A 13,503-nucleotide genomic window follows, 5' to 3' on the forward strand; every position below is an offset into this window, starting at 1 on the left:
TACTATTTTCAACTTTTCTTCCGCACTGTACTTACTTCGCCTGGACATGACAACTCCCCCTATCGAAGACTTTTCTAATTCCTTGTCTTCCATAGGGGGAGCATATCACCCGGGAGGGCGCGAATTCTTTATGCAATCCAATCCTGAATGACGTCCACCAACGTGCAGGGCGTCACCTGATTGACCAATAATATCTGAGCCAGCTGGTAGATGACAGCGGAATGACAGGTCACATGGGGCGCCACTGCCACCTCTCCCGTTTCCTTCTCTTCGATCTTCACGCCATAGCTCTCACCGGAGTACTCCTCCAGCTCCAGGTGCCCCAACACAATGTAGTAATCGAAGCAATGTTCCACCCCGGCCTCATCGTGCAGTCGCAGGGTGTCCAAAAACAACTCGCCGGTATCCAATGTTTCCTTTCCTCTCCTTTCCTTCTCTCTGAAAGACAGTATAAGTCAGAAAAAAGGAATTGCAAGGAAAACCGTTCGTAAATTTCGACATTTTTCGACACTTCCACAAGATATGGGGGAAAAACCTTCGCCTATGGGCCCACACCGGGGACTCTCCAAAAACGCGGCGAAAATTTTCTACATTTTGCACAAGTGCTGTGGAAGTATTGTCATCCCTTGGAGATATCCAGGCTGGCCCGGGCATTCAAGTCCCACCCAGCCGTATTACCTGCCAGATATTCGTAGTACCCCTGACAGCCAATCATAGCGGCGTTGTCCCCGCACAGAGACAGGGGCGGCAGCCACAGCTTGGCCCCCGCCTTGTCGCACTCCCGCTGCAGGTCCGCCCGGATGCGGCTGTTGGCGGCCACACCGCCGGCCACGGCGATTTTGTTGTAGCCCAGCATCCGGTTGGCCTCCATGGTGCGGGGCACCAGGGTATCGGACACGGCGGCGGCAAAGGAGGCAGCCAAATCGTGGAGGTTCAGCTCCTCCCCTTTCTGCTGGGCATTGTGGACGGTGTTGAGCACCGCCGTCTTGAGACCCGAGAAGGACATGTCCAGAGGATGGTCCGCCACATGGGCCCGGGGGAAGGTGTAGGCCTTGTCGTTGCCTCCCTGGGCCATTTTATCCATGGGGCCGCCGCCGGGATAGCCCAGCCCCAGCACCCGGGCGATTTTGTCAAAACACTCCCCGGAGGCATCGTCCCGGGTGCCGCCCAATACTTCAAAATGGGTGTAATCCTTCACATCCACCAGTGCGGTGGTGCCGCCGGAGACGCACAGGCACAAAAAGGGCGGCTCCAGGTCAGCATGAGCGATGTAGTTGGCAGCAATATGGCCCCGCACATGGTGCACGGGAATCAGGGGCACTCCCAAGCCATAGGCCACCGATTTGGCAAAGGAAACGCCCACCAACAAAGCGCCAATGAGTCCAGGGGCATGGGTCACCGCCACGGCGTCAATGTCCGACTTGTCCACACCCGCCTGACGCAGAGCCTCGTCGGCCAGGCCGGAAATGGCCTCCACATGCTTACGGGAAGCGATCTCCGGCACCACGCCGCCGTAAATGGCGTGCATATCCGCCGAGGAGGCAATCACCGAGGACAAAATGGTGCGGCCGTCCTCCACCACGGCGGCGGCGGTCTCGTCACAGGAAGATTCAAAGGCTAGAATTTTCATACAATCACCTTTCTCTCGTATTCCAAGGGGTCATATTCCTCCGTCCAGGCGGGGGCGGGATGAATCTCCTCCCCCTCCTTCAGAGGCAGTTGGATATACTGTTTCATATGCTGGGGGCTAAAATAATCGGCGTACACACTGCGGTGGAGCTGCTCTACTGCCCGGTCGTCGGTCTGGGGCCCGCAGTACAGGCAGTTGAAGTGTACCCCGAACAGGGCGCACTGGTAGTCCAGCACCCGGAACCCGTTGCGCTGATAAAACCCGATACGGCGGCGGCGCAGGTCGTTTTCTTCCTCGCTGTCACTGGTGGGGGCCTCCGCCTCCCCAAACAGCTGCCCGTACCGCTCCAACAGCAGGGGCAAAATGTGGGAGCCCAGCCCTCCGCTGCGCTTGCCCCGCAGCACCCCCAGATACTCCAAAAGGGCGCCTTGGCGGGACTTGGGCAGCCACATCATGGCGTAGCCCACCGCCTCTCCGCTCTCCACCACCAACAGGGGATCGTACTGGCCCAACTCCATCAGGCGCAGCATGGCCCCCAGGGGCTTGAGCTCACTTTTGGGAAAGTCATATTCCATCTCGTCCCGGTACAGGGCGGTGAGTTCCTTTTCATTGAGGGTTTTCAGTTCCATGGTCAAACTCCAGTGTCATCAAAATGGCGTCCTCTTTGGGATCGTCATAGTAGTCCCGTCGCCGTCCCACCTGGGCAAAGCCGTGCTTCATGTAGAGGGCAATGGCGGGGGCGTTGGAGGCCCGCACCTCCAGGGTCAAAAAGGCCAGCTTGGCCTGACCAAAACGCACAAAGGCGGCAATCAGTTCATCGGCAATGCCCTGTCGCCGGACGTTGGCGGCCACCGCCACATTGTTGATATAGCCCTCGTCCAGCACCGTCTGCAATCCGGCGTAGCCCAGCACCACGCCGTCCTCCCGCAGGGCCACAATGATGACGGCAGCCTCATTCCACAGCTCCTGCCTCAGCATACTCTCCGTCCAGGGGTGGGAGAAACAGGCCCGCTCCAGAGCCGCAATCTGGGGAATCAGCTCGGCGGTCATGGGGGTCAGTGTGTAGTTCACGTTTTTTCCTCCTATCAGTGGGCTTCGGCCCAGGTCTGGCCCACCTTGGCCTCAGCGGTAAGGGGCACAGCCAACTGAGCCACCCCCTCCATCTCCTGGGTAAGGAGCTTGGCCACGGTGTCCGCCTCCTCCTGGGGGCACTCCACAATCAGTTCGTCGTGGACTTGCAGCACCAGCTGGGCTTGCAGCCCCTCTTTTGCCAGCCGCTGCTCCACCCGAATCATGGCCAGCTTGATGATGTCGGCGGCAGTGCCCTGGATCGGCATATTCAGCGCCACCCGCTCCCCAAAGCTGCGGGTGTTGAAGTTGGAGCTTTTCAGCTCGGGCAGCCAGCGGCGGCGGCCATACATGGTGGACACATAGCCCTGGCTCTTGCCCTGCTCCACCACTCCGTCCATATAGGCCCGCACCCCGGCGTAGTGTTCGAAATACTTCTCCATATAGCTCTTGGCCTGGGCCACAGACACATGGATATCCTGGGACAGGGAGAAGGGGGAGATGCCGTAGACGATGCCGAAGTTCACTGCCTTGGCCGCTCGGCGCATGTCCGCCGTCACCCGGTCTGGGGACACCCCAAAGACCTGGGAGGCGGTGACGGTGTGAATGTCCACCCCGTCCCGGAATGCCTGGATCATAGCCTCGTCCCCGGACATGTGGGCCAGCAGCCGCAGCTCGATCTGGGAATAGTCCGCATCCACCAGCACCCAACCCGGGCGGGAGACAAACATAGTGCGCATTTCAGCCCCCAGGGCGGTACGCACCGGGATATTCTGCAAATTGGGTTCGGTGGAGGACAGCCGCCCCGTGGCGGTGACGGTATTTTGGAAGCTGGTGTGGATGCGCCCGTCGGGGGCAATGACCTTACTCAGCCCCTCCACATAGGTGGAGTTGAGCTTGGTCAGCTGCCGGTACTCCAGCACCAGAGAGACAATGGGGTGCTGATATTGCAGCTTCTCCAGTACCTCAGCGTTGGTGGAGTAGCCGGTCTTGGTCTTTTTCACCGGGGGCAGCCCCAGCTTTTCAAAGAGGATGTGGCCCAGCTGCTTGGGGGAGAGAATGTTGAACTCCTCCCCGGCCTGCTGATAGATCTCCTTCTGGGTGTCTGCAATGCGCCCGGTGAGCATCTGGCCAAAGCGGCTCAAGGCCCCCTTGTCCACCAGCACGCCCCGCCGCTCCATATTGGCCAACACGGAACACAGGGGAATCTCCATCTCCTGGAGCAACCGGGTCAGCCCCAGCTCGTCCAGCTGGGGGGCCAGCTTCTCGTAGAGGGCGTCAATGAAGGCGTTGTCCTCATACCATTTGGTCTGGGCCTTCACCTGGTCAGGCAGGGCCTCGAAGGCCTCCTCGTCCCGCCAGGCCCTGGACTCCTCCAGCTCCTTTCTAAAATACTGCATGGACAGCTTGGGCAGGTCATAGCTGCCTGCGGTGGGGTCCAACAGATAGGCGGCCAGCTGGGTATCAAAGACAAAGCCTTCGCCTTGAATTCCCTCGTCCAACAGCTTTTCGCACAGTTCCTTGACACCATGGGCCACCTTTTTCACCCCAGGGCCAAAGAGTTGGGCCAAGAAAGCCTGGTAATCCCCTTCGTAGCGGCTGCTGCGCACGTCGTACAGCCAGTCCTTGTCCCCTTCGCTGAGGCTCACCGTCACCCCGTCCAGATTGGGCAGGGGGAGCACCACCACATACTGAGCTGCCTGCCACTTTGGCAGCACCTGGGCCAGCTGCTCCTCGCCCGTGAGGTACACCCCCTCCACCCGAATTTCGGGGGTTTCTTCCACAGCTTGGGCGACCGGTGTGGAAGTGGGCCGCACCCCCAGCTTGTCGATGAGCTTGGAAAACTCCAGCTCCAGCAGCAGCTGGTACAGCTCATCGTTGTGGAAGGGCTGGCGCAGAGTGTCCTGAGGGTGGAAGTCCATGGGAGCCTCACAGCGGATGGTGGCCAGGTCGTAGCTCATCCGGGCATCCGCCTCCCCCTCCACCAGCTTCTTGCGGGCGGCAGGCTTCACCTCCACGGTGTCCAGGTTGGCGTACAGATCGTCAATGGAGGGATACTGGGCCAGCAGGGCCATGGCGGTTTTCTCCCCAATGCCCTTGACCCCGGGGATGTTGTCGGAGGTGTCCCCCATGAGGGCTTTCAGGTCGATGATATGGATGGGGTCGAAGCCGTACTCCTCCCGGAACACCTCCGGGGTCATGTTGCGGGTGGTGGTGCGGCCCATGCGGGTGGACACCAGCTTGACGGTGGTGGAATCGGTGATGAGCTGGAGAGAGTCCTTGTCTCCGGTGACCACCACGGTCTGGCCACCTTCCTGGCCGTTTACCCGGGCCATGGTGCCCAGCAGGTCGTCGGCCTCCCATCCCTCCAGTTCGTAGCGGCGGATGTTCATGGCGTCCAGCAGCCGCTTCAATACCGGCATCTGCACCGCCAGCTCCTCAGGCATCCCCTTGCGCTGGGCCTTATACCCCTCGTAGGCCAGGTGACGGAAGGTGGGAGCCTTCAAGTCAAAAGCCACCGCCAATCCCTCCGGCTTCTCCTCCTCTAACAGTTTCAGCAGGATGTTGACAAAGCCGAAAATGGCGTTGGTGGGCAGCCCCTCCCGGGTAGACAGATTCTGACTGACCCCGTAAAAGGCCCGGTTGACGATGGAGTTTCCGTCGATGACCATGAGCTTCATAGTGTGGCTCTCCTTCCCTGGTATGGGGTGTAATACTAAAGGTTGATTATATCATTCTTCCCCATGTAAGGCAATCCCCAGCCCTTTCCCCTACGATTTCCTTTATCTAACACCCCCAGTTGAACTGGGGGTGTATTTCATGCCTATTCGTGACGAACCAGCACACCGCCACGGAGTTTTTGCGCTCCGTGGCGGTGCTCCTTTTATTGATTGGATGGGTCTTGGTCGTCCTGGCTCTGGGTTGTGGTGGTTTTGGCGGTTTTGCCCCCCATCAGGGCCATCAAAATCACCGACACCACCGAAAGTACCCCACCGGATATGGTGGCAACCAGGCTCTCATTAAACCCCAGAGCCACAGCAATGCCTGCCACCAGGCCCACCAGAGCCACCCAGAACTTCTTGTCACTGAGTACGGCTTTGAGTGCGTTCATGGCGTTTCCTCCTGGAACAGATTGGGAGCACAGCGTTTCCCACGGCTCCTATGCCACTTGTATGCCCAATCCCGGGTTTCTGCCCCATCCATTCCTATAAATCCCCCGTTTTTCTGTTGCCCTTTTCCTGTTCCGGTGGTATAATTGCTCCATTATCATACACAATGGGGTGGTTTTGCCTAACTTCCCCAATTTCATCATATGGAGGTCGTTCCATTGTCACTGTACGAAGCTGAGATCAACCGGCGGCGCACATTCGCCATCATCAGTCACCCGGACGCCGGTAAAACCACCCTCACCGAAAAATTCCTCCTCTACGGAGGCGCCATCGCCCAGGCCGGCGTGGTCAAGGGCAAGAAAAATGCCCGGGCCGCCACCTCCGACTGGATGGAGATCGAGAAGCAGCGTGGTATTTCCGTCACCTCGTCCGTGATGCAGTTCCAGTACGAGGGGTTCTGCATCAACATTCTGGACACCCCCGGACACCAGGACTTCTCCGAGGACACCTACCGCACCCTTATGGCCGCCGACTCTGCCGTGATGGTCATTGACGCCGCCAAGGGCGTGGAGGCTCAGACCCGGAAGCTGTTCAAGGTCTGCGCCATGCGGGACATCCCCATCTTCACCTTTATCAACAAGATGGACCGTGAGGCCCAGGATCCCTTTGACCTGTGCCAGGAGCTGGAGCGTGAGCTGGGCATCGACACCTACGCCGTCAACTGGCCCATCGGCTGCGGCAAGGAGTTTCAGGGCGTGTACGACCGCCAGCGCAAGAAGATCATCCACTTCACCTCCAACACCAACGCCAAGGCGGCCATTGCCACGGAGGTAAATCTGGACGACCCGGAGCTGGCCAATCTCATCGGCGAGAAGCACTATCGCCAGCTGGTGGACGAGATCGAGCTGCTGGACGGCGCCTCCTGTGAGTTTGACATGGAGCGGGTGCGCCACGGCAAGCTCTCCCCGGTGTTCTTCGGCTCCGCTCTCACCAACTTCGGTGTGGAGCCCTTCCTGGAGGACTTCTTGCGCATGACCACCGCCCCCCTGCCCCGTATGGCAGGAGATGAGCTCATCGACTCCTTTGACGACGACTTTTCTGCCTTTGTCTTCAAGATCCAGGCCAACATGAACAAGGCCCACCGGGACCGCATCGCCTTTATGCGCATCGTCTCCGGCAAGTTCCAGGCAGACAAAGAGGTCTACCACGTCCAGGGCGGCAAGAAGATCAAGCTCTCCCGCCCCCAGCAGCTCATGGCCGCTGAGCGTGAGATCATCGAAGAGGCCTATGCCGGTGACATCATCGGTGTGTTCGACCCGGGCATCTTCTCCATCGGCGACACCCTGTGCACCGCCGCCCACAAGTTCCAGTTCAACCCCATCCCCACCTTCGCCCCTGAGCACTTCAAGCGGGTACGCCCCCTGGACACCATGAAGCGCAAGCAGTTCCTCAAGGGCATGGAGCAGATTGCCCAGGAAGGCGCCATTCAGATCTTCAAGACCCCCTACTCCGGTATGGAGGAGGTCATTGTGGGCGTGGTGGGCACCCTGCAATTTGACGTGCTGGAGTACCGCCTGCGCAATGAGTATGGGGTAGACCTGTATGTGGAGGGTCTGCCCTACCAGTTCCTGCGCTGGATCGAGCACGATGGAGACCAACCCCTGCGCTCTGACGACCTGGTGCTGCCCAACGATGCCATGCTGGTGGAGGACTACAAGGGCAACCAGCTGCTCCTCTTCGCCTCCGGCTGGTCCATCAACTGGACGGCTGACCGGAACAAACAGCTGACCCTGCTGGAGTTTGGCGGCGCCCAGTTCTAAAGAAAGGAGTGCCCCTATGTCTGGTATGTATGAGAATATTCTCCCTGCCAGGGAGCGGAAAAGCCGCAGCGGAAAGCCCTTGATCCTTGCTCTGGTGGCCATTGCCGTGATGGTACTGGCTGTGACTATGTACCCTGGAGTTCGAATTATGTTCCACCAGTATCAGTACAAGCAGTTTGTCTCCCATCTGTCCGAATGTACCACCCGGGCTTACTACAAGGAGAACCTGCGGGCTGAGGTGGACGGTCAATCCCTGCGCATCGACCCCGACAACGTCTACGGCGTATACAACATTCTCTCCGCCCTGGGCTCCGGCATGGTGCCCGGTCAGCGGCCGGACGAAGTGCCCGAGGCCACCTTGTCCTATGGCGACGAGGCCACGATGCGCCTGTGGGATGTGCCCCTGAACGACCCCAATGGCCGTTCCAACGGAGTCTATGTGGAGTTTCACAGCAACAAGACGGACTTTTCCTATATTCTCAACCGCACAGACATATCCTATTTGATGCAATATCTCTCACCGGAGAATAATTCCCCGTGGAAGGACAGCGAAACATAACAAAGACCGCCCTCGGCAGAGTTTTCCCGCCCCAAGGCGGGAAAATAAATTGAAATCTGTTTTTTCGAGGACATGTGCATCGAAAAAAACACTTCTCGGCCCGCCAGTGTGGCCTTGGGTCGCCCTTTGACCCAAGGGTGCATGCAGCGGGCTGCATACCCTCGAAAAAATGCTTGCATTTTTGAGAAACGTGTCGAACTTTTTCGACACGCACAACAAAGACCGCCCTCCGACGAGGGCGGTCTTTGTTATGTTCTTATGTCTCCTGGGGGTCGATCCAGCCGCAGCTGCGGCCCACTGCCTTGTGCCAGCCCCGCAGCAGCTTCTCCCGTCTCTCATCCTCCATATCCGGGGTGTACAGATGATCCAGGGTCCACTGGGCCTTGATCTCCTCCAAGTCCTTCCACACTCCCGTGGCCAACCCCGCCAGGTAGGCAGCACCCAGGGCTGTGGTCTCCCGGATCATGGGCCGACGCACCTGCTTGCCCAGAATGTCGGCCTGGAACTGCATGAGGAACTTGTCCCGGGACGCACCCCCATCCACACACAGCTCGGTGAGGTGGATGCCGGTGTCCTTCTCCATGGCCTCCACCAGGTCGTAGCTCTGGTAGGCGATGGACTCCTGGGCAGCTCGGATGATGTGCTCCCGGGTGGTGCCCCGGGTGATGCCGATGAGGCAGCCCCGGGCATACATATCCCAGTGGGGCGCACCCAGACCGGTGAAGGCAGGCACCAGGTACACACCTCCCGTGTCCGGCACCTTCTGGGCATAATACTCCGCATCCCGGGACTCAGTGATGAAGCGCAGCTCGTCCCGCACCCACTGGATCACCGCTCCCCCCACAAACACACTGCCCTCCAGGGCGTACTGCACCTTACCATTCAAACCAATGGCAATGGTGCTGATGAGTCCGTTCTCACTGCGGTAGAGCTTATCCCCCGTATTCATCAGCAAAAAGCAGCCGGTCCCGTAGGTATTTTTGGCCTTGCCCGGCTCAAAACAGGTCTGGCCGAAGAGGGCGGCCTGCTGGTCCCCGGCAATGCCCGCAATGGGCACCTCCACCCCCTGAAGATTCACATAACCATAGATCTCACTGGAGTTGCACACCTGGGGCAGCATATTCATGGGGATGTCCAGCTTCTCACAGATGGAGGCATCCCATTTCAAATCCTTGATATTATAGAGCATGGTACGGCTGGCGTTGGTGTAGTCGGTGACGTGCACCTTTCCGCCGGTGAGCTTCCAAATGAGCCAGCTGTCCACCGTGCCAAAGAGCAGCTTGCCCGCTTTGGCCTTCTCCCTGGCCCCCTCCACATGATCCAGGATCCACTGGATTTTGGTGGCGGAGAAGTAGGCATCTATGAGCAGGCCCGTGTGCTCCTTCACATATTCAGTAAATGCCTCGTCCCGTTTCAGTTCCTCGCACAGGGAGGCGGTGCGCCGACACTGCCACACAATGGCGTTGTAAATGGGCCGTCCGGTGTCCTTGTCCCACACCACGGTGGTCTCCCGCTGGTTGGTGATGCCGATGGCGGCAATGTCAGCGGGGTCAATGCTGTTGGCCACCAGCGCCTCAATGAGCACCCCGTACTGAGTGGAGTAGATCTCCATGGGGTCGTGCTCCACCCATCCGGGCTTGGGGTAGTGCTGGTCAAACTCCCGCTGCTCCAGTGCGATGATGTTCTGTTGTCGGTCAAAGATGATACAGCGGCTGCTGGTGGTGCCTTGATCTAGGGCGATTACATATTGCTTCATTCCCATCCGCCTCCTGTGTTCTGTCCACGCCTTTTTTATAACAAAAAAGAGCACAACCGGCGACTGTGCCTCTCGCCCGTCCTGCTCCTCATCCTCCAGGGTCGGTTTCATTATGACAGATTTGCTCTGTTCTGTAAAGTGCTCCCCTCCCCGCCTCCCAAAAATCAGCGATACGACGCAAACCCGCCGGAGTCTTTGGCTATATTGCACATTATATGTCTATGTCGCCGCTTGCACTTGCATTTTATGCACAAAGCTGATATGATGAAGCCAACAACAGATTGGGCGCAGCGCAGGTGGGCATCCGCTGAAAGTGGGGCTGTTCTGTGTTGCGTTTTTTCGTTTGAAAGGAGGCGTGCGCCGTGTATGACATCATCATCATAGGCTGCGGCGTAGTGGGGGCCGCAGCTGCCTATCACTTGGCCCGATATCCCCTGCGCATTGCCATTTTGGAGGCGCAAAACGACGTGGCAAACGGCACCACCAAGGCCAACAGCGCCATCATCCATGCCGGGTATGACCCGGAGCCGGGTACCCTCATGGCCCAGCTCAATGTGGAGGGCAACGCCATGGCCGGGGAAATCTGCGCCAAGCTGGACGTCCCCTTCGCCCGGGTGGGCAGTCTGGTGGTAGCCTTTGACGAGGCAGACCTCTCCACCCTGCGCACCCTCTATGACCGAGGCATCCAAAACGGCGTACCGGGTCTGGAGCTGTGGGATGCCCAGCAAGTCCATCAAAGGGAACCCAACCTCAGCCCCACCGTGATGGGTGCTCTGTACGCTCCCACCGCCGGCATTGTAGATCCCTGGCAGTACGCCCTGGCCATGGCCGAGGTGGCGGTGGGCAACGGAGCGGAACTGCACCGCTGTGCGCCCGTGACTGCCATCACCCCCATAGACGGCGGCTACGCCGTCACCACCCCTAAGGGGGTGTTTGAGGGCCGCTATGTGTTCAATGCCGCCGGAGTGTTTGCCGACCAAGTGCATGGGCTGTTGGAACAACCGGACTACCATATCACCCCCAACCGGGGGGAATACTACCTCATGGATAAGAGCCAGCATGAGCAGGTGTCCCATGTGGTATTCCAGTGTCCCAATCAAAACGGCAAGGGGGTGCTGGTGGCCCCCACCATCCACGGCAATCTCATCGTCGGCCCCAACGCACAGCCGGTGGTGGATCGTCTGGATCTGGGCAACACCGCTCAGGGGCTGGACTTTGTGGCCACCCAGGCCAAGCGCTCGGTGCCGGGGCTGAACTTCCGGGAGAACATCCGCAACTTCGCCGGGCTGCGGGCCAACTCCACCCGCTCCGACTTCATTTTGGAGGAGAGCGTCAACCACCCCGGCTTCTTCGACCTGGCGGGCATCAAGTCCCCCGGACTGGCCAGCGCCGCCGCCATTGGCAAGTGGGCCTGTGGGCGGATTTTGGAGAAGGAGCCGCAGCTGGAACCCAAGAAGGATTTTGTGGATCAGCGCACCCATGTGGTGTTCCACACCCTGTCCCCCGAGGAGAAAAACGCCCTCATCGCCCAGGACCCCCGATATGGCCGGGTGATCTGCCGGTGTGAGACGGTCACTGAGGGGGAGATCGTGGCCAGCCTTCATGCCCCCATCCCCCCTTACACCATCAACGGGGTAAAACGGCGGTGCAATGCAGGCATGGGCCGCTGTCAGGGCGGCTTCTGCGGCCCCAGAGTGCAGGACATCATCGCCCGGGAATTGGGGATGGATCCCTGCCAGGTGCTCATGGATCAAGAGGGCACCTATGTGCTCACCGGAGAGACCAAAACCCAAGGAGGGGACGCACATGTATGAACTCATCGTCATTGGCGGCGGCCCCGCCGGACTGGCAGCTGCCTGTGAAGCCTGGGACAAGGGCCTGCGCCGCATTTTAATTCTGGAGCGAGACAAGGAGCTGGGTGGCATCCTCAACCAGTGCATCCACAACGGCTTTGGTCTCCACCACTTCAAAGAGGAGCTTACTGGGCCGGAATATGCCGGGCGTTTTATCCACCAATTACAGGCCACCGATGTGGACGTACAGCTGGACACCATGGTGCTTCAGCTTCTCCCCGGTACTCCCCACCAAGTTCACTGCGTCAGCGCCCAGCACGGCTATCAGATTCTGGAGGCCCAGACGGTGGTGCTGGCCATGGGCTGCCGGGAGCGCACCCGGGGGGCCATTTCCATCCCCGGGGAGCGTCCGGCGGGCATTTTCACCGCCGGAGCCGCCCAGCGGTACCTGAACATGGAGGGGTACATGGTGGGCCGCCGGGTGGTGATCCTGGGCAGCGGCGACATCGGCCTCATCATGGCCCGGCGCATGACCTTGGAGGGTGCCAAAGTCCTGGCCTGCGTGGAGGTGATGCCCTACTCCGGCGGATTGACCCGAAACATCGTCCAGTGCCTGGAGGATTACGGCATCCCCCTGTACCTCAGCCACACCGTCACCGACATTCGGGGCCACAACCGGGTGGAACAGGTCACTGTGAGCCAGGTGGATGTCAACCGCCGCCCCATCCCCGGCACCGAGATGGTCTTTGACTGCGACACCCTGCTGTTAAGCGTGGGCCTCATCCCGGAAAACGAGCTCACCCGCCAGGCAGGGATTCCCATGGACCGGCGCACCAATGGGGCAAGGGTTTATGAGAACATGGAGACGGAAATTCCCGGCATCTTCGCCTGCGGCAACGTGCTCCACGTCCACGACCTGGTGGACTACGTCACCGCCGAAAGCCAGCGGGCCGGGGCATCTGCCGCAGCCTATGTACAGGGCAGTGTACAAACTGCCCCGGCCATCCCCCTCACCAACGGCCCCGGCGTGGGGTACACCGTACCCCAGTTCATTCACCTGGACACGGACAAGGCCCAGGTGATGTTCCGGGTCAGCCAAGTGTTCCACAAAAGCCGTATTGTGGTGCGGGACGAGGGGGGCAACCAGATTGCCCAGTTCCCCCGGGAGCATATGGCCCCCGGCGAGATGGAGCAGATTTTCCTGCCCCGTGTGCTGCTGGAGCGGGCCGTGGGCGGGCTGACTGTATCTGCTGAGGAGGTGGCGGAAGGATGAAAAACCTCATTTGCATTGTCTGCCCCAAGGGCTGCCACCTCCAGGTGGATGACGAACACGGCTACACCGTTACCGGAAATAGCTGCCCCAGAGGAGCTGAATACGGCAAAACTGAGCTGCTCCACCCCACCCGGGTGCTCACCAGCACCGTACGGGTGGAGGGCGGTCTGCACCGCCGTCTGCCGGTAAAGACCACTGCCCCCATTCCCAAGGAGCTGATGTTTGAGGCCATGAATGCCCTGAACAGGGTGACCCTTACCGCCCCCGTCACCGTGGGACAGGTGGTCATTCACGACTTGCTGGGCACTGGAGTAGACGTGGTTGCCACCCGGGATATGAAATGATATAGGCAGAAAAAACCGTCGTACCCCATGGGGTACGACGGTTCAGACTGTCGAAGAACCCCTGTTTTCATTGAGCGAAAACAGGGGTTCTGGTCATAGTTTGGGGAATAACGGCAAATATGATGCGCAAATTGGAGTTCTCCCAACTCC

12 protein-coding genes are annotated in these 13,503 nt (G+C 59.5%); 5 read left to right on the forward strand and 7 right to left on the reverse strand.

The genetic code is table 11. The annotated features are described in order from the left end of the window. Positions 1-128: 128 nt before the first annotated feature. The 6 genes from H9X86_RS10625 to H9X86_RS10650 all read right to left on the reverse strand — a co-directional run bounded on the left by H9X86_RS10625 (position 129) and on the right by H9X86_RS10650 (position 5,810). Positions 129-410: a DUF6514 family protein gene (locus tag H9X86_RS10625; RefSeq protein WP_204901498.1), complete on the reverse strand. Its 282-nt coding sequence runs from the start codon at positions 408-410 to the stop codon at positions 129-131. A gap of 209 nt (positions 411-619) precedes the next feature. Continuing rightward, the gene (tsaD, locus tag H9X86_RS10630) at positions 620-1,630 is read right to left on the reverse strand and encodes a tRNA (adenosine(37)-N6)-threonylcarbamoyltransferase complex transferase subunit TsaD (protein ID WP_204901499.1); all 1,011 of its coding nucleotides are present in this window, start codon (positions 1,628-1,630) and stop codon (positions 620-622) included. Next, on the reverse strand, positions 1,627-2,259 hold the full coding sequence (locus H9X86_RS10635; protein WP_204901500.1) for a GNAT family N-acetyltransferase: 633 nt from the start codon (positions 2,257-2,259) through the stop codon (positions 1,627-1,629). Before H9X86_RS10635 ends, tsaD begins: the two co-directional genes overlap by 4 nt. Further along, positions 2,237-2,701: a ribosomal protein S18-alanine N-acetyltransferase gene (gene rimI, locus H9X86_RS10640; protein ID WP_346011464.1), complete on the reverse strand. Its 465-nt coding sequence runs from the start codon at positions 2,699-2,701 to the stop codon at positions 2,237-2,239. Before rimI ends, H9X86_RS10635 begins: the two co-directional genes overlap by 23 nt. A gap of 14 nt (positions 2,702-2,715) precedes the next feature. Then, complete coding sequence (polA, locus tag H9X86_RS10645; RefSeq protein WP_204901501.1) at positions 2,716-5,379, reverse strand: DNA polymerase I; 2,664 nt, start codon at positions 5,377-5,379, stop codon at positions 2,716-2,718. Positions 5,380-5,582: 203 nt separating this feature from the next. Then, positions 5,583-5,810: a hypothetical protein gene (locus tag H9X86_RS10650; protein ID WP_204901502.1), complete on the reverse strand. Its 228-nt coding sequence runs from the start codon at positions 5,808-5,810 to the stop codon at positions 5,583-5,585. A 216-nt stretch (positions 5,811-6,026) separates the two neighbouring features. Here H9X86_RS10650 and H9X86_RS10655 point away from each other — a divergent pair, with 216 nt between their 5' ends. Both H9X86_RS10655 and H9X86_RS10660 read left to right on the forward strand, forming a co-directional pair. Next, positions 6,027-7,628, forward strand: a complete 1,602-nt coding sequence (locus tag H9X86_RS10655; protein ID WP_204901503.1) for a peptide chain release factor 3 — start codon at positions 6,027-6,029, stop codon at positions 7,626-7,628. A gap of 16 nt (positions 7,629-7,644) precedes the next feature. Then, on the forward strand, positions 7,645-8,187 hold the full coding sequence (locus H9X86_RS10660; protein ID WP_204901504.1) for a hypothetical protein: 543 nt from the start codon (positions 7,645-7,647) through the stop codon (positions 8,185-8,187). A 256-nt stretch (positions 8,188-8,443) separates the two neighbouring features. On the opposite strand, the gene glpK is transcribed toward H9X86_RS10660, so the two are convergent. Further along, on the reverse strand, positions 8,444-9,943 hold the full coding sequence (glpK, locus tag H9X86_RS10665; protein WP_204901505.1) for a glycerol kinase GlpK: 1,500 nt from the start codon (positions 9,941-9,943) through the stop codon (positions 8,444-8,446). A gap of 362 nt (positions 9,944-10,305) precedes the next feature. Between glpK and H9X86_RS10670 the strand changes: the two genes are divergently transcribed. The 3 genes from H9X86_RS10670 to H9X86_RS10680 are packed head-to-tail and all read left to right on the forward strand — an operon-like array spanning position 10,306 to position 13,353. Beyond that, a complete protein-coding gene (locus H9X86_RS10670; RefSeq protein WP_204901506.1) occupies positions 10,306-11,757 on the forward strand; it encodes an FAD-dependent oxidoreductase in 1,452 nt (483 codons plus the stop codon). Next, positions 11,750-13,009: an NAD(P)/FAD-dependent oxidoreductase gene (locus tag H9X86_RS10675; protein ID WP_204901507.1), complete on the forward strand. Its 1,260-nt coding sequence runs from the start codon at positions 11,750-11,752 to the stop codon at positions 13,007-13,009. Before H9X86_RS10670 ends, H9X86_RS10675 begins: the two co-directional genes overlap by 8 nt. Further along, the gene (locus H9X86_RS10680; protein WP_204901508.1) at positions 13,006-13,353 is read left to right on the forward strand and encodes a DUF1667 domain-containing protein; all 348 of its coding nucleotides are present in this window, start codon (positions 13,006-13,008) and stop codon (positions 13,351-13,353) included. Before H9X86_RS10675 ends, H9X86_RS10680 begins: the two co-directional genes overlap by 4 nt. The last annotated feature ends 150 nt before the right edge of the window (positions 13,354-13,503 follow it).

This window comes from Pseudoflavonifractor capillosus, assembly GCF_016902575.1.
GTDB lineage: Bacteria > Bacillota > Clostridia > Oscillospirales > Oscillospiraceae > Enterenecus > Enterenecus capillosus_A.

Excerpts from the sequence above, each read along its gene's own strand:
- H9X86_RS10660 (WP_204901504.1), top strand. The coding sequence starts at position 7,645 with ATGTCTGGTATGTATGAGAATATTCTCCCTGCCAGGGAGCGGAAAAGC.
- glpK (WP_204901505.1), bottom strand. The coding sequence starts at position 9,943 with ATGAAGCAATATGTAATCGCCCTAGATCAAGGCACCACCAGCAGCCGC.
- H9X86_RS10635 (WP_204901500.1), bottom strand. The coding sequence starts at position 2,259 with ATGGAACTGAAAACCCTCAATGAAAAGGAACTCACCGCCCTGTACCGG.
- H9X86_RS10650 (WP_204901502.1), bottom strand. The coding sequence starts at position 5,810 with ATGAACGCACTCAAAGCCGTACTCAGTGACAAGAAGTTCTGGGTGGCT.
- H9X86_RS10680 (WP_204901508.1), top strand. The coding sequence starts at position 13,006 with ATGAAAAACCTCATTTGCATTGTCTGCCCCAAGGGCTGCCACCTCCAG.
- polA (WP_204901501.1), bottom strand. The coding sequence starts at position 5,379 with ATGAAGCTCATGGTCATCGACGGAAACTCCATCGTCAACCGGGCCTTT.
- H9X86_RS10675 (WP_204901507.1), top strand. The coding sequence starts at position 11,750 with ATGTATGAACTCATCGTCATTGGCGGCGGCCCCGCCGGACTGGCAGCT.
- tsaD (WP_204901499.1), bottom strand. The coding sequence starts at position 1,630 with ATGAAAATTCTAGCCTTTGAATCTTCCTGTGACGAGACCGCCGCCGCC.